Consider the following 16,434-nt stretch of genomic DNA (forward strand, 5'->3'; position numbering starts at 1 on the left):
TAATACTTGTCTATGAAAAGAAACCTATTGTTCATCTTCTTTTGTTTTTCCTTGTTATTCAAGCTTAGTGCTCAGGGTAATTTTGTACTTCAGAAAGGAAAAGAGGATAAGATAAGCTTTAAGTTAATCAATAATTTAATAGTAATTCCAGTAGAAATTAATGGAGTAGAATTATCCTTTCTTTTAGATACAGGAGTTACAAAACCTATTATTTTTAATTTTTTAAATCTCACTGAAGAATTAAAGATTAATCAAACCGAATTAATTTATATAAGAGGATTAGGAGAGGGAGAGCCAATGGAGGCTTTGCGTTCTAGAAACAATGTAGTTAAAATTGGAGATGCTATTAATGTAGATCAAGATTTATTTGCTGTTTTTGACCCTTCTTTAAATTTTGCACCAAGATTAGGTGTGCCAATTCACGGAATAATAGGTTATGATTTTTTAAAGGACTTTGTTGTTGAGGTTAACTATTCAAGAAATTTTCTTAAAATTATTCCTCCAAATAAATATTCAGAAAAAGATTGTAAAAAGTGTTCGTCGTTTGATTTAGAGTTTCATCATAATAAGCCCTATATGATGGGAGAGGTTACTATTAATGGGAATAAGACTCCAGTAAAGTTATTAATTGATTCTGGAGGAAGTGATGCTTTGTGGCTTTTTGAAGATAAAGAGAATAATATAACAGTTCCTGAAAAGTTTTTTGTAGATTTTTTAGGGCAAGGGTTGAGTGGTAGTGTTTATGGTAAACGTTCGGTAATTGATAAAGTTAGTTTTAGCGATTTTGATTTAAAAAGAGTAAATGTTGCATTTCCTGATTCTACTTCAATTTCTTATGCTAAAAAGATTAAGGATAGGAATGGTAGTTTATCTGGAGAAATTTTGAAGAGATTTAATGTAGTTTTGAATTACCCTAAGAAAAAGATAAGTTTAAAAAAGAATAATAATTACGGTAAGCCTTTTATGTATAATAAAAGTGGTATTACACTTGAACATTCAGGAGTCAGAGTTGTAAAAGAACAAAATAATGTTCAAAAACTTGAATCAGGAATGGATAATTCTAATAGAAATGAAGCTAGAGTTGTAATTTCGACTTCTTATAAATTTTCATTAGCTCCAGCTTTTACTGTTGTAGAGCTGAGAGAGAACTCACCAGCAAAAAGAGCTGGGTTAGAAATAGGAGATGTGGTTTTGGCTATTAATAATAAGAGTACACATTTGTTTAGTTTACAAGAGGTAATCCAATTTTTTTATGAAGAAGATGGAAAGCGACTAAAATTGTTAGTAGAACGTAAAGGAGTTAAAAAAGTCATATTTTTTAGGTTAGAAAGCCTATTAAAATAAAAAAGACACCTTAAGGTGTCTTTTTTATTTATAAGATTGATGTGTTATTTATTGCTCAATAACACTTTTTTCTTTTTTGTTTAGCACACTAGTTTTACTAGAGTCTACAACTGTTCCTTTAATCTTAAGTGCTACAGTTGGTCTGTCAGCATTAGATGTAACAGTAATTGTTTTTCTAATAGGCATTACACGTTTTGTGTCATACTTAACTTCAATTTCTCCAGTTTCTCCAGGCATAATTGGACCTTTTGGCTTTTTAGGAACAGTACATCCACAACTAGATTTTACTTTAGATATTATTAACGGAGCATTACCTGTATTTTTAAATTTAAATACTCTAACTCCATTAGCACCTTTTTCTATAGTGCCATAATCAATAGTTTCAGATTCAAACTCAATTTTTGCAACTTTTTCTTGAGCATTAACTGCAAAACTGATTAATCCTATAAATAAAATTGTAAATAACTTTTTCATCACTATGTTTTTAAATTCAACGTAAACTTACTCACTTTTTATGCATTCTGCAAAAATAATGGACATAATGCACTTACAATTGTACAGTATGCGGTTTTAATTGTACATTATAATTTTACAGAATACAAAATATAAGTACTTTTGCACATTAACATTCAAAAACTATTCCAAAGTATGTCGAATCCATCACAATATGATGCTAGTACAGTAGAAAGCAAATGGTATGATTACTGGATGAAAAACAATTATTTTCATTCTATACCAGACGAAAGAGAGCCATATACAATTGTAATTCCACCACCAAACGTCACAGGTGTGTTACATATGGGTCACATGTTGAATAATACTATTCAAGATGTATTGATTCGTCGTGCGCGTTTACAAGGAAAGAATGCATGTTGGATTCCTGGAACAGATCATGCTTCTATTGCAACAGAAGCTAAGGTTGTAGCGAAGTTAAAAGAGCAAGGTATAAAGAAAAGCGACTTAACTCGTGAAGAGTTTTTGAAACACGCTTTTGATTGGAAAGATCAATATGGAGGTATAATTCTAGAGCAATTAAAAAAACTTGGAGCTTCATGTGATTGGGAACGTACAAAGTTCACGATGGATGATGATATGAGTGAAGCGGTAATTAAGGTTTTTGTTGACCTTTATAATAAGGGTATGATTTATCGTGGTTATCGTATGGTAAATTGGGATCCTGAAGCAAAAACAACTTTGTCTGATGAGGAAGTAATCTATGAAGAGCGTCAAGGAAACTTATATTATTTACAGTATGATATTGTAGATTCTGACGAGAAAGTAACCATTGCAACGACACGTCCCGAAACTATTCTTGGAGATACAGCCGTATGTATTAATCCAAATGATGAGCGTTATAGCCATTTAAAAGGAAAGCGGGTTATCGTGCCATTATGTAATCGTGAGATTCCAATTATAGAAGATGAATATGTAGATGTGGAATTTGGAACAGGATGTCTTAAAGTTACACCTGCACATGATGAAAATGATAAGGTATTAGGAGATAAGCATAAGCTTGAAGTTATAGATATCTTTAATGAAGATGCTACTTTAAATTCTTTTGGATTGCATTATGAAGGTAAAGATCGTTTTGTTGCTAGAAAAGAAATTTCTAAAGAACTTGAAGACAAAGGCTATTTAGTAAAAGTTGAGCAGCATACTAATAAAGTAGGAACATCTGAACGTACCAAAGCAGTTATTGAACCAAGATTATCAGATCAGTGGTTCTTAAAAATGGAAGTGTTGGTTAAGCCAGCAATGGAAGCTGTGTTTGGTGAAGATAGAGATGTGAAGTTATTCCCAAGAAAATTTGAGAATACATATCGTCATTGGATGTCTAACATTAGAGATTGGAATATTTCGCGTCAGTTATGGTGGGGACAACAAATTCCAGCGTATTATTATGGAGAGGGAAAAGAGGATTTTGTAGTGGCTGAAACTAGAGAAGCTGCATTACAATTAGCTCAAGAGAAAACTCAAAATACAGACTTAAAAGCAGAAGATTTACGTCAAGATCCTGATGCTTTAGATACATGGTTCTCATCTTGGTTATGGCCAATGAGTGTATTTGATGGTATTCGTAATCCAGAGAATGAGGAGATTAAATATTATTACCCAACTAACGATTTAGTAACTGGTCCAGATATTTTATTTTTCTGGGTAGCACGTATGATTATTGCTGGTTATGAGTATAAAGATCAACGTCCTTTTGAAAATGTATATTTAACAGGATTAGTGCGAGATAAGCAGCGTCGTAAGATGAGTAAATCTTTAGGGAATTCTCCAGACGCTTTAAAATTAATAGAAGATTACAGTGCAGATGGTGTTCGTGTTGGGCTATTATTAAGTTCGGCAGCTGGAAATGATTTGTTATTTGATGAAGCCTTGTGTCAACAAGGAAAAGGACTTGGTAATAAAATATGGAGTGCTTTTAACTTAACGCAACTTTGGACAGTTTCTGAAGCTATAGAACAACCTGTTTCTAGTAAAATTGCTATTGATTGGTATAAATCTAAATTCAATAAAGTATTAACTGAAATTGAAGATCATTATAGTAAATATCGTTTATCTGATGTTATTATGTCTATGTATAAACTTATCTATGATGATTTCTGTGGATGGTTATTAGAAATTGTAAAACCAGGATATCAGCAACCTATAGATGCTAAAACATTTAACGAAGTTATTTCAATATTTGAAGACAACTTAAAGATTTTACATCCATTTATGCCTTTCATTACTGAGGAAATTTGGCAATCTTTAGGAGAGCGAACAAAAGAAGAAGCTTTAATTATTTCTAAGTATCCAGAAATTGGAACTTCTGATGAAAAGTTGATTAACGATTTTGAATTTGCCACTAAAATTGTTTCGGGTGTAAGAACCATTAGAAAAGAAAAGAATATTGCTTTTAAAGAAGGAATTGAACTTTTTGTAATGAACAATGAATCTTACACTAAAGATTTTGATGTTGTAATTAAGAAATTAGTTAACGCTACAGAAATTAATTATGTAGAAGAAAAAGTTGATGGTGCTTCATTTAGAGTAAAGTCTAATGAATATTTTGTGCCAATCTCTTTAGATAGTATCAATGTAGAGGAGGAGATTGAAAAGTTAACAAAAGAATTAAAACGTGCTGAAGGGTTCTTAACAGGAATTCAAAAGAAATTATCAAATGAGCGTTTTGTAAATAATGCACCTGAGCAAGTGATTACTTTAGAGCGTAAAAAGGAATCTGATACAGTAGCTAAAATTGAAACTATTAAAGCAAGTTTAGCTACATTACAATAATTGTAAAAGATAAAGTTTTTAAATAAAGAAAAGCCTAGTTCAATAACTAGGCTTTTTTTTGATGTTTATTTTCTATATAAAAAATAGTTATTTACCAGTTCTATGTATTTTCTTTTGGCTTCATCTTGAGTAATGTCTTGCGCTTGAAATAATGCATTTGTTTTAAACGCATTTATCAAAGCTTCTCTACTTTTTGGGCGTCCATAATCGTTAGTAGCTTTTTTGTAATAAGCATATAATTTTAGAAGTACATCTGCAGGAAAAGGTTCTGTATGAGCATTTATTCTACTTACAGCATCTCTAAATTCTATGTCTAACTCTTCAGAAGTCATCTATAATTCAGCAATTATACTTTCGCCTCCACGAACTTTTTGATTTAACTCAACTTTAATTTTAGTATCTAAAGGTAAAAATAAATCTACTCTAGACCCAAATTTAATAAAACCAGCATCAGCACCTTGTGTAGCATTATCTTCTTCTTTAGCATAATTAACAATACGTTTTGCTAATGCACCAGCAATTTGTCTATATAGTACTTTACCATAAGTTTTGTTTTCAACAACTATAGTTGTACGTTCATTTTCTTCGCTAGCCTTAGGATGCCATGCAACTAAATATTTCCCTGGATGGTATTTGCTAAAAAGTACTTTTCCACTAATAGGATAGCGTGTTACGTGTACATTTATAGGAGACATAAATACACTTACTTGTAATCGTTTTTCATTAAAGTATTCTTTTTCAAAAACTTCTTCAATAACTACTACTTTACCATCTACAGGAGAAATAACATGTTCGTCATTTTGTTTTGTATGACGTTTAGGGTTTCTAAAAAACTGAAGTACTAAAATTAGGAGTACTAAAAGTGTGATTTGTATTAGTTTAAGTAACCAAGGTATGCTTACTAGGTTGTCTAATAATAAAAATAACGCTACTACAATTACAAGAGTAGTTAAAATGATTTTTTGTCCTTCTTTATGAAACATACTTTAAAAGTCTTAAAAATAAATAAATAAAAGGTGCAGCAAATATAATGCTGTCTAATCTATCAAGTAAACCTCCATGACCTGGCATAATAGAGCCACTGTCTTTTGCTCCAGCTTGACGTTTATATTTTGATTCTATTAAATCTCCAATTGTACCAAATACACTTACTATAATTGCTAAAATTAACCAGCTAGTAAAGTTTAATACTTCAGTGTATTTAGCTATAAAATAACTGCTAATAGTGGCGAATAATAAGCCTCCTAAAAAACCTTCAACTGTTTTTTTAGGAGAAATACTTGGGAACAATTTTTGTTTGCCGAAGTTTTTACCAACCAAATAAGCAAATGAATCGTTCACCCAAACAAGAATAAATGCACCTAATAATATACTTGGATTAAATTCTTCGAAATAGTTAGCTATTAGTATTATAAATATAAATCCACTAGATAAATAAAATGTTGTGTTTATATAGCGTTTAGTAATTAATAAAGGGATTGTCTTTTCTGAAAATAAATCTTTTATTAAAAACAATAGCACAAATATTGTTAGTACATGGAATATTTGGCTAGCTTCATAAAAACCTTGATTAGCATCAAGTATTAGTTGCCAATAAGCAAAAGCTAAGTATAAAACGATAAAAATGATATATGATATTATACCCTTTAGTTTAAGAAGCTTGTTAAACTCTGCTAAACAGATTAATCCAAACACAAAAAATAATGCTATGGTTGCATGCTGTGATAATAATGAAGTTAAAAGTAGCGCTACAAATAAGGCTCCTGATAATGCTCTAATGGCTAGTTCTTTCACTGTGTTGGTTTATAAGTCTTCTAACAACAGCAAATATAAGTTTTTTGAACTACTTCCATAACTTAAGAAGTCATTTTCATCACTCGCTTTAAAGTGCTTAATGGTAGTGATGTTAGAAGGTATTCTACTTTTATTCTTGTCTTTAATACCATGTAGACCTTCACTAATTGTTTCAACAAATTGACTTGTAGTTGCAAAAATCACAAAGTTGGCTGGTAAATCTTTTAATTTTTTTTCAGCTATTTGATTTGAAGATATAAGCAAAGAACCATCATTAGCAATTAAATACTCGCAGGTAGAGAAGAAGAAATCGCCTTCAGAGCTTTTTTTGGTAGTTTTTAATTCAAATGAATTAAATTTTTCAGCTAGCCTATCGTCAAATAATAATACTTGTTTGTTTTCCCAGTTATTTTCTTTAATGATATGACTAAAATACTGGTTTACTTCATCTTGGTTTTCACAATACAAAAACTTACCACCATTTGCTTTAAAGTTTATGGTGAATCTTTCGTCTACAGGCAACTCAACTTCAGGCATGTATTTACTACGCTCGTCAGATTTGACATGCTCTTGAGAGTCTTTAGACTTTGGGCCAAAGATTTTTCGAAATAGACTCATTTAGATTACGCGCTATTAACCAGGATGTCCTAGATTTTATCAAATATAAAAAAACTAAATTTAACTATAAGTTAAATTTAGTTTTTTGTAAGAAATTTATTCTTCCTCTTGAGAAGCTTCAATCTCGATTGTATTATCTTTTTCAAAAGGACGTTTTCCAAAAATCTTTTCAAGATTATCCTTAAAGATAACTTCATCTTCCAGTAGCACTTCGGCTAACTCAATTAGTTTGTCTTTGTGCTTTTCTAGTAAATCAATTGCTCTTTGATATTGTTTCTCAATTATATCAGATATCTCGTTGTCAATTAATTCGGCAGTTTGTTCACTATATGGTTTAGAGAAACCATATTCGTTTTGACCAGAAGAGTCATAATAAGTTAGGTTTCCAACTTTATCGCTTAAACCGTAAACTGTTACCATGGCTCTAGCTTGCTTCGTTACTTTTTCTAAGTCGCTTAAAGCACCTGTAGATATTTTATCGAAAATTACCTTTTCTGCAGCACGACCACCTAAGGCAGCACACATTTCGTCAAGCATTTGTTCTGGTCGAACAATTAAGCGCTCTTCAGGTAAATACCAAGCAGCTCCTAAAGATCTTCCTCTAGGCACAATCGTTACTTTAATAAGTGGTGCAGCATGTTCTAACATCCAACTTACTGTAGCGTGTCCAGCTTCATGGTAAGCAACTGCTTTCTTTTCTTCTGGAGTTATAATTTTGTTTTTCTTTTCTAAACCACCAACAATTCTATCTACAGCATCTAAGAAATCCTGTTTTTCAACAGATTTTTTCCCGTTTCTAGCTGCAATTAGTGCTGCTTCGTTACAAACATTAGCAATATCTGCACCAGAGAATCCTGGAGTTTGTTTAGATAAAAAGTCTGTGTCTAAATCCTGAGCTTTCTTTAATGGCTTTAAATGAACTTCAAATATTTCTTTACGTTCACGTACATCTGGAAGGTCAACAAATATTTGTCTGTCAAAACGTCCAGCACGCATTAAGGCTTTATCTAATATATCTGCTCTGTTGGTTGCGGCTAATACAATAACGTTTGTATTTGTACCAAAACCATCCATTTCGGTTAGTAACTGGTTAAGCGTATTTTCACGCTCGTCATTACTTCCAGACATTGCGTTTTTACCTCTAGCTCTACCAATGGCATCAATTTCATCAATAAAAATGATTGAAGGTGATTTTTCTTTAGCTTGTTTAAATAAGTCACGTACTCTAGATGCACCAACTCCAACAAACATCTCTACGAAATCTGATCCAGATAAAGAGAAGAAAGGCACTTTAGCTTCACCAGCAACAGCTTTTGCTAATAAAGTTTTTCCTGTTCCTGGAGGTCCTACAAGTAATGCACCTTTAGGTATTTTACCTCCTAAAGACGTATATTTTTCTGGGTTTTTAAGGAAATCTACAATTTCCTGAACCTCTTCTTTAGCGCCTTCTAAACCAGCCACATCTTTAAATGATGTTTTTACCAAAGTATTTTGATCAAAAAGTTTTGCTTTAGATTTTCCGATATTAAAAATCTGTCCACCAGCACCACCACCAGCACCACCAGACATACGTCTCATAATGAAAATCCAAACACCAATAATTAAAACAAATGGTAATAAAGAAAGTAATAATTCTCCCCAAGCATTTGTTTCGGTTTTATAGTTTATTTCTGTTGACAAGCCGTTGTTGTCAATAGTATCTTTTAAATCTTTTTGGAATAACTGTATGTCTCCAAATTCAAATTGATAGTTTGGTGATTTTCCTGCTATTGGTAATAGTTGAGGTTTAACAGACTTTTTATGAACATCTTTTTTAGCTGCTTCTTCAGTTAAGTAAACTTTTGCTTCTCTTTGGTTTACAATTTCAACTTTTTCAACATCTCCATCTTTTAAGTAATTAAAAAATTGAGCAGGAGTAGATGAGCTTCCAGTAGAAGAACCCATTCCACCAGAGAAAAGGTTGAAGGTTAAGAACAAAGCTAAAATCAATCCATATATCCAATAAGGACTAAATTTAGGTTTTTTTGTATTATTTGGTTTTTTGTTTTCTGGCATGAATTGAGATTTAATAGCTTGTTTTTATTTCGGTTGTTTTAGCATCTCCCCAAAGACTTTCAATGTCGTAGTATTCTCTAATATGCTTTTGAAACACATGAACAACTACATTTACATAATCCATTAAAACCCATTCTGCATTATCACTACCTTCGATATGCCAAGGTTTGTCTTTAGTTTCTTTACTTACTTTTTTTTGTACGGAGTTTACAATGGCGTTTACTTGTGTGTTTGAAGTACCTTCGCAAACAATAAAATAATCGCAAACAGTATTTTCTATTTCTCTTAAGTCTAAAATATTAATGTTTTGCCCCTTTACATCTTCAATACCATTTAATATTACAGTTATTAATTGGTCAGCATTAGTGTTTTCTTTCGTCATTAAATTGTTTTAATTTGTACAAATTTATTATTTTTTTGTCTCTAAACGTATTTTTAAAGTCTTAATAAAATTATAATTTAAAAAATATTCAGTTTTATGCATATAATCAAACTTAATGCCATTGATTCTACCAACGCTTATTTAAAATCTATAAGCGTTAAAAAGGTATTGGATGATTATACTGTAGTGGTTACAAAACACCAAACAAGTGGTCGTGGGCAAATGGGAACTTTTTGGGATTCTGAAAAAGGCAAAAACCTTACGTTTAGTGTGTATACAAAGCATTTAAGCATTGCAATTGAAGAGCAGTTTTATATTAGTATGATAGCTTCTTTAGCATTGGTAAAGACATTGCAAATGTTTAATATTCCTAAGCTTCAAGTAAAATGGCCTAACGACATTTTGTCAGAGCAAAAGAAGATATGTGGAATATTAATAGAGAATGTCATAAAAAACTCAAGTATTGAAGGTACTATTATTGGTGTTGGGTTAAATGTAAATCAAACCTATTTTGAAAATTTACCACAAGCCTCTTCATTAAAAAATCTAACAGGAACTGTTTTTGATTTGGACGAGTTATTAGTACATATTGTAAATAACCTTAAGTTGTATTTTGAGCAACTAAATAAAGGGAAACGACAATCTATTAAAAGAGCTTATGAAGCACTTTTGTTTAGAAAAAATAAACCCTCAACTTTTAGAGATACATCAGGACAAGTTTTTGGAGGCTTTATTCAAGGAATAAATACCAACGGTAACCTAGTTGTACTTCTAGAAGATGAGGTTATTAAGGAGTTTGAATTAAAAGAAATTCAACTGTTATATTAAATAGCGTTAGGAATACTAGTAGCTAGAGTTTCAATAAACTTAGTAATAGGTCCTTTAATCATCATTGCCATCATTGGATTAAAATCGCCATTAAAAGATAATTGTACATCACTTTTATTATCAGCAGTTTCTGTAATATTTCCTTCTAAAGCAAAATCTAATTTTCCTCCTGCAGCACCTAAAACAATTTTGTTTGGAGCGATAGCTTCCTTTTTCTTAAGGACTATTTCTGGCATACCCTTAAGTGCAAATAAAAATTTGTCTTCACCTAAAACTTCAAACTTGCTAATGTTTTCAGGCATTAATTTTTCAAAATTTTCAACGTTAGCTAAGAAATCAAAAACATCTTGAGCAGATTTGTCGATACTAATTTTTGGAGATTCTAAATTCATGTGTATTGTTTATTAATGCTTATATCAATTTGCGTTCCATTGTGAAGGATTAGCATTCCATTGTGACAAAGTTTCTAGTTCTTTACTAGTAATATACTTAGTATCTAGAGCTTGTTCTAATAAGTTTTCGTAATTACTTAAGGTATGTAATGTTACATTATCGTTTTCAAAATTATCTTTAGCAACATCAAAACCATAAGAAAAAATAGCAACCATTCCTTTTACGTTAACTTCGGCAGCTTTTAAAGCTTTAACAGCATTTAAACTACTTTTTCCAGTGCTTATTAAATCTTCAACAACGACCACATTTTGACCTTTTTGAATAAACCCTTCTATTTGATTTTGACGACCATGTTTTTTAGGTTCAGGACGTACATATACAAACGGAAGTCCTAAGTATTCGGCAACTAATGCACCAATACCAATAGCACCTGTAGCAACTCCAGCAATTACATCTGGTTTGCCATAATGTTTTTCAATATGTTTTGCCATTTTCTCTCTAACGTAGTTACGTATTGGAGGGAAAGACAACACTATTCTGTTATCACAATAAATTGGAGATTTCCAACCAGAAGCCCAAGTAAATGGTTCTTGAGGGCTTAGTTTTATAGCATTGATTTGCAGTAAAACTTCGGCTGTTTTTTTAGCTGTACTTTTATTAAAAATCATAGCCGCAAAATTACTAAAAAATACTATTTTTACTCTGTAAAAACTTGTTTTTAATTAACAATGTATAAAATATTTGTAGGTGATAAACCTATTATACTAACTACCAAGGTTGAGAAAGAAACCAACTTTAAAAATTACTTACTCGATACAGTTAATATTGGTAAAGTAATTAGAGAGATTAAGGAAAGTCATATTGAAGCTATTCATTTAATAGATTCTGATAAAGATGTTTTAATTGAAAAGTTTTTAAAACTTTTACCTAATGTTGTTGCAGGAGGAGGGAAGGTGTTTAATGACAATGGCGAAGTACTTTTTATTTTTAGAAACAATAAATGGGATTTGCCTAAAGGAAAAGCTGAAGGTAAAGAAACCATAGATAAAACAGCTATTAGAGAAGTAGAAGAAGAAACAGGGATTTCTGGTTTAAAAATTACGAAACCCTTAGAAATGACGTACCATATTTTTAAACGTAATGGTAGGCATAGAATAAAAGTGACTTATTGGTTTGAAATGCATTCTAATTATAATGGTAAATTAATTCCTCAAGAAAATGAAGGTATTACTAAAGTAAAGTGGTTGGATGCAAAACAGGTTGAGAAGGCTTTAAATAATTCTTACGCTAATATTAGACAACTTATTTAAGTAAGCTTTTTAAAAGCCTCTGCTATTTTATTTAACGCTATTTTTTTATCACTTTTTGAAGTGTTAGCTGGAGGACCATGAGGTGTATCGTTTACATCAACGATATAAATTTTATTGGTTTTGTTGTCTCTTAAAACATCTAGCTCTCCATAGTCTAAGCTTATTTTTTTAACAAAATCGTTGATTTGTTTTATTTCTTCATTCGAAAAAATATGAGCTATTGCATCTATTTTTGTTGTAATGGTTGTGTTTTTAAAGCGTTCGTTTTTTAGTCTGTATTTTAAATAAACAAAATCTAAGGTGGTAAAAACAATAGGTACTCTAATATCTAGTACAGATGTTTCGTCAAAGCTATTATCTATTAATAATTGGTACACAGTATTTTTTTGAGTTGTAGCAATAGGAGTGTCTAGTATTTTACCATCATGAGCTGCATTAATATCGCTTTTAGCAACAATTTTGCCTGTATAGGTTAATGGGTTAATGCTAGAAGAGTAACCAAATACTTGAGTAAATATGTTATCAACATATGTTTTGCTAATATTTCTTGAGTGAAAATTAACAATAGTTTGTTTTTGATTGTACTTTTCTAGAGAATGAAATTGGTCTTTAAATGTTTTGTCTTCCCAAAAAATGATAGCTTTTGGATTGTTACAAAGTTTATTAGTGATGTTGTAATTTAAATGTTTTCCAATTTTGTATATAGTAGTACCACTTCCAGGATAATCGGGATACACTAAGAGTGTCTTTGTTTTAAAACCGTTGTTTATAAACTGTCTTATATACAAAAAAATATGATTGAGATCTTTAAGAATCATCTCAATAAAGGATTTCTTTTTTTTATAAGAATTGAAAACGCCTCTAAACATTTATAATTACTGTTAGCTATGGCATAGATAAATAAATATTTTGAAATGTAACGCTTTTAAGTAATTTTTTGAAGGTTCTATTCCTAATGATACGGTTTGTGCTCGTTTTTTTGAGGTTCGTTTAATGTATTTATATAAACACGTTTTAATGGTTTATATAAATACATTAAACGAAGTTAGCATTTTTGAGCTTAAAAATCAATACGTATTTCTACGTATTTTAAACCTGTTCAATATATTAAAGGCATAAAAAAAGCCACTTTAACTAAAGTGGCTTTTTTTATTAGTAATTAAGTTGTATTTACTTAATCATATCGTAACTGCGTTTAATAAAGTTAGTAAGCTCTTCCCCTTTTAAAAGGCCTTGTGATAAGCGCGCTAAATCTAAACTTTGGTTAATTAAACGTTCTTGTTTTTTCTTAGTTTTTGTGTTTAAAATTTCACCAACTAATTCCGAGTTAGTATTAACCACTAGATTGTACATTTCTGGCATATTACCAAACATGTTCATTCCGCCACCACCAGTTTGTTGCATCTCTTTCATACGACGCATAAACTCTGGTTGTGTAATCATAAATGGCGCAGCATTGCTATCCATAGTCTCTAGCTGTACCGAGAATTTATCAGCAGGAATTACTTCTTTAAGTAGTTCGTCTAATGTTGTTTTTTCTTCGTCAGATAATTTAGAGATTTTAGTATCATCTTTTTTGATGATATTGTCTATATGATCTGCATCCACACGTGCAAAAGAAATGTTTTCTTTTGTTGTTTCTAACTTTTGAATTAAATGCGATACAATTGGCGAATCCAATAATAACACTTCGTAACCTTTGTCTTTAGCTGCTTCAATGTAGCTATGTTGCTCATCCTTATTTGAAGCGTATAAGATTACTAATTTGTCATCCTTATCGGTTTGTTTTGCTTTAATTTTATTATAAAGCTCTTCGTAAGTGTAGTATTTACCATCTACAGTTGGGTATAATGCAAAAGCATCTGCTTTTTCAAAGAATTTTTCTTCCGAAAGCATTCCGTACTCAATAACAATCTTGATATCGTTCCATTTTGCCTCAAAATCCTCGCGGTTATTGTTGAATAACGACTTTAGTTTATCGGCTACTTTACGAGTAATGTACGACGAAATCTTTTTTACAGCACCATCGGCTTGTAAGTAACTACGAGATACATTTAAAGGAATGTCTGGAGAATCAATAACACCTCTTAGCATTGTTAAAAATTCTGGTACAATACCTTCTACATTATCGGTAACAAATACTTGGTTTTGGTATAACTGGATTTTATCCCTTTGCATGCTCATATCTTGAGTCATTTTAGGGAAGTATAAAATTCCTGTTAAGTTAAAAGGATAATCTACATTTAAGTGAATGTTAAATAAAGGCTCCTCAAATTGCATTGGATACAATTCACGATAGAAGTTTTTATAATCATCCTCTTCTAATTCAGCTGGTTGTTTTGTCCAAGCTGGATTTGGGTTGTTTATAATGTTATCTACTTCTTGTGTAGGAGCAGGATCATCTTCTTTAGCGTCTTCAGGTTTTGGTAAAGTTTCAGTACGCATTCCAAACTTAATTGGAATAGGCATAAATTTATTGTACTTAGTTAAAAGCTCACTAATTTTTGAATCTTCTAAAAAGCTTTCTTCACCTTCAGAAATGTGTAAAATAATTTCTGTTCCTCTGTCTGTTTTGTCTGCTTCTTCTAAAGTGTATTCTGGACTACCATCACAAGTCCAATGAGCTGCTGGCTCGTCTTTAAACGATTTAGTGATGATTTCAACCTTGTCTGCAACCATAAAAGAAGAGTAGAAACCTAAGCCAAAATGCCCAATAATTCCAGCGTCTTCAACTTTGTCTTTGTATTTGTCTAAGAATTCTTCAGCACCAGAAAAAGCAACCTCGTTAATGTACTTTTTTACTTCATCGGCAGTCATTCCTAATCCTTGGTCAATAATATGAAGTTTTTTACCTTTTTTATCAATCTTAACTTCAATTTGCGGATTTCCATACTCTACTTTAGCTTCACCAATATTTGTTAGGTGCTTTAGTTTTAAAGTAGCATCTGTAGCGTTACTAATTAACTCACGTAAAAATATTTCGTGATCACTATAAAGAAACTTCTTGATTAATGGAAAGATATTTTCTACCGAAACATTAATATTTCCTTTTGACATAATATGTTGTTTTATTTTATTTGTTTTAACTGATTGACTTTAGTCAAAAAAAATACCACTTCTTAAAAAGTGACAAACTGACATTTATTGTGGTTAATTTTTGTAATTTTATATTTCTTATAAAAAAAATAGTATGTACAACTCGAAAATAATAGGCTTAGGTAAATATGTGCCAGAAAATGTGGTTACAAATGATGATTTATCTAAAATGATGGATACTAACGATGCATGGATTCAAGAAAGAACAGGGATTCAAGAACGTAGATGGATAGAGAATGGTTCTGAAGATACTTCGGCTATAATGGGAGCAAAGGCTTCTGAAATTGCAATAGAACGTTCAGGAATAAATAAAGAAGATATAGACTTTATTGTATTTGCAACCATGACACCAGATTATTATTTCCCTGGATGTGGTGTTCAAATACAAGAATTATTAGGTTTAAATAATGTTGGAGCCATTGATATTAGAAATCAATGTTCTGGGTTTGTATATGCTGTATCTGTTGCAGATCAGTTTATTAAAACTGGAATGTATAAAAATATCTTAGTAGTAGGAGCAGAGTATCACTCAAATGGATTAGATAAAACCACTAGAGGTCGTGGTGTTACAGTAATATTTGGTGATGGAGCAGGAGCTTGTATTATGTCTAGAGAAGAGGATACTACAAAAGGTGTGTTGTCTACTCATTTACATAGTGAAGGAAAATATGCAGAAAAATTAATTGTAGAATCACCTAGTATTCGTCATTGGGTACCGCAAATTCTTGAATCTGAAGAAGAAGACTTGTCTTATTTTCCATATATGGACGGAACATTTGTATTTAAACATGCAGTCGTGCGTTTTAGTGAAGTGATAATGGAAGGATTGATGAAAAATGGTATGCAGAAAGATGATATTGATATGTTAATTCCACATCAAGCTAATCTTAGAATAGCGCAGTTTATTCAAAAGAAATTTGGATTAGGAGATGATCAAGTATTTAATAATATTATGAAGTATGGTAATACTACTGCAGCTTCAGTTATTATAGCACTTACCGAGGCTTGGGAAGAAGGTAAAATAAAAGAAGGCGATAATGTAGTGCTTGCTGCATTTGGTAGCGGATTTACTTGGGGAAGCGCAATAATTAAATGGTAAACTATAAATAATAAAAAAACCCAAAACAAAGACGTTTTGGGTTTTTTAGCTATTAACCAACATTAACATTTACTAAAAATGCTATACTAATAAGACGTGTAAATTTTAATTTTATTACGTTAGGTATTTAAATTTAACCAACTTTAACATTTAACCATTAACTGTTAAAAGTAAAAACCCGAAGCAGTGACTCTTCGGGTTTTTGTATTAATAACCAAACATTAACACTA

The 16,434-nt window shown here is 31.1% G+C and carries 16 protein-coding genes; 5 read left to right on the forward strand and 11 right to left on the reverse strand.

All coding sequences use genetic code 11. The features are described 5' to 3' along the window. Positions 1-12: 12 nt before the first annotated feature. Positions 13-1,344: an aspartyl protease family protein gene (locus tag ACLII3_RS10960; protein ID WP_412984276.1), complete on the forward strand. Its 1,332-nt coding sequence runs from the start codon at positions 13-15 to the stop codon at positions 1,342-1,344. 48 nt (positions 1,345-1,392) lie between these two features. Here the strand turns inward: ACLII3_RS10960 and ACLII3_RS10965 are convergent, their stop codons facing one another. Beyond that, the gene (locus ACLII3_RS10965; protein WP_412984277.1) at positions 1,393-1,818 is read right to left on the reverse strand and encodes a DUF1573 domain-containing protein; all 426 of its coding nucleotides are present in this window, start codon (positions 1,816-1,818) and stop codon (positions 1,393-1,395) included. Between the two features lie 174 nt (positions 1,819-1,992). On the opposite strand from ACLII3_RS10965, the gene ACLII3_RS10970 reads away from it, so the two are divergent. Then, the gene (locus ACLII3_RS10970) at positions 1,993-4,629 is read left to right on the forward strand and encodes a valine--tRNA ligase (RefSeq protein ID WP_412984278.1); all 2,637 of its coding nucleotides are present in this window, start codon (positions 1,993-1,995) and stop codon (positions 4,627-4,629) included. 65 nt (positions 4,630-4,694) lie between these two features. Here the strand turns inward: ACLII3_RS10970 and ACLII3_RS10975 are convergent, their stop codons facing one another. The 6 genes from ACLII3_RS10975 to rsfS form a co-directional block, all read right to left on the reverse strand. After that, a complete protein-coding gene (locus tag ACLII3_RS10975) occupies positions 4,695-4,961 on the reverse strand; it encodes an acyl-CoA-binding protein (RefSeq protein ID WP_412984279.1) in 267 nt (88 codons plus the stop codon). Further along, the gene (locus tag ACLII3_RS10980; protein ID WP_412984280.1) at positions 4,962-5,612 is read right to left on the reverse strand and encodes a phosphatidylserine decarboxylase family protein; all 651 of its coding nucleotides are present in this window, start codon (positions 5,610-5,612) and stop codon (positions 4,962-4,964) included. Continuing rightward, a complete protein-coding gene (locus tag ACLII3_RS10985) occupies positions 5,602-6,423 on the reverse strand; it encodes a phosphatidate cytidylyltransferase (RefSeq protein WP_412984281.1) in 822 nt (273 codons plus the stop codon). The genes ACLII3_RS10980 and ACLII3_RS10985 overlap by 11 nt, the downstream gene beginning before the upstream one ends. A 9-nt stretch (positions 6,424-6,432) precedes the next feature. Beyond that, positions 6,433-7,041 (reverse strand): LUD domain-containing protein, encoded by a 609-nt coding sequence (locus tag ACLII3_RS10990; protein ID WP_412984282.1) that lies wholly within the window; start codon positions 7,039-7,041, stop codon positions 6,433-6,435. Positions 7,042-7,137: 96 nt separating this feature from the next. Continuing rightward, complete coding sequence (gene ftsH / locus ACLII3_RS10995) at positions 7,138-9,096, reverse strand: ATP-dependent zinc metalloprotease FtsH (protein ID WP_412984283.1); 1,959 nt, start codon at positions 9,094-9,096, stop codon at positions 7,138-7,140. A gap of 10 nt (positions 9,097-9,106) precedes the next feature. Then, complete coding sequence (gene rsfS / locus ACLII3_RS11000; RefSeq protein ID WP_412984284.1) at positions 9,107-9,478, reverse strand: ribosome silencing factor; 372 nt, start codon at positions 9,476-9,478, stop codon at positions 9,107-9,109. Positions 9,479-9,574: 96 nt separating this feature from the next. Between rsfS and ACLII3_RS11005 the strand changes: the two genes are divergently transcribed. Next, positions 9,575-10,306: a biotin--[acetyl-CoA-carboxylase] ligase gene (locus ACLII3_RS11005; RefSeq protein WP_412984285.1), complete on the forward strand. Its 732-nt coding sequence runs from the start codon at positions 9,575-9,577 to the stop codon at positions 10,304-10,306. Here the strand turns inward: ACLII3_RS11005 and ACLII3_RS11010 are convergent. Both ACLII3_RS11010 and pyrE read right to left on the reverse strand, forming a co-directional pair. Continuing rightward, positions 10,303-10,698 carry an SRPBCC family protein gene (locus tag ACLII3_RS11010; protein WP_412984286.1) on the reverse strand — a complete coding sequence of 132 codons (396 nt, stop codon included), beginning with the start codon at positions 10,696-10,698 and terminating at the stop codon, positions 10,303-10,305. The two genes, ACLII3_RS11005 and ACLII3_RS11010, sit on opposite strands and share 4 nt — an antisense overlap. A 24-nt stretch (positions 10,699-10,722) precedes the next feature. Further along, positions 10,723-11,367 (reverse strand): orotate phosphoribosyltransferase, encoded by a 645-nt coding sequence (pyrE, locus tag ACLII3_RS11015; RefSeq protein ID WP_412984287.1) that lies wholly within the window; start codon positions 11,365-11,367, stop codon positions 10,723-10,725. Between the two features lie 60 nt (positions 11,368-11,427). On the opposite strand from pyrE, the gene ACLII3_RS11020 reads away from it, so the two are divergent. Beyond that, complete coding sequence (locus ACLII3_RS11020) at positions 11,428-12,009, forward strand: NUDIX hydrolase (protein ID WP_412984288.1); 582 nt, start codon at positions 11,428-11,430, stop codon at positions 12,007-12,009. On the opposite strand, the gene ACLII3_RS11025 is transcribed toward ACLII3_RS11020, so the two are convergent. Continuing rightward, the gene (locus tag ACLII3_RS11025) at positions 12,006-12,878 is read right to left on the reverse strand and encodes a hypothetical protein (protein WP_412984289.1); all 873 of its coding nucleotides are present in this window, start codon (positions 12,876-12,878) and stop codon (positions 12,006-12,008) included. The genes ACLII3_RS11020 and ACLII3_RS11025 overlap by 4 nt on opposite strands. 301 nt (positions 12,879-13,179) lie before the next feature. Beyond that, complete coding sequence (htpG, locus tag ACLII3_RS11030) at positions 13,180-15,066, reverse strand: molecular chaperone HtpG (RefSeq protein WP_412984290.1); 1,887 nt, start codon at positions 15,064-15,066, stop codon at positions 13,180-13,182. 133 nt (positions 15,067-15,199) lie between these two features. On the opposite strand from htpG, the gene ACLII3_RS11035 reads away from it, so the two are divergent. After that, entirely contained in the window at positions 15,200-16,204 is a 1,005-nt protein-coding gene (locus ACLII3_RS11035) for a 3-oxoacyl-ACP synthase III family protein (protein WP_412984291.1), read from the forward strand. Positions 16,205-16,434: the final 230 nt, after the last annotated feature.

This window comes from Pontimicrobium sp. IMCC45349 (genome assembly GCF_047219225.1).
Lineage (GTDB): Bacteria > Bacteroidota > Bacteroidia > Flavobacteriales > Flavobacteriaceae > IMCC45349.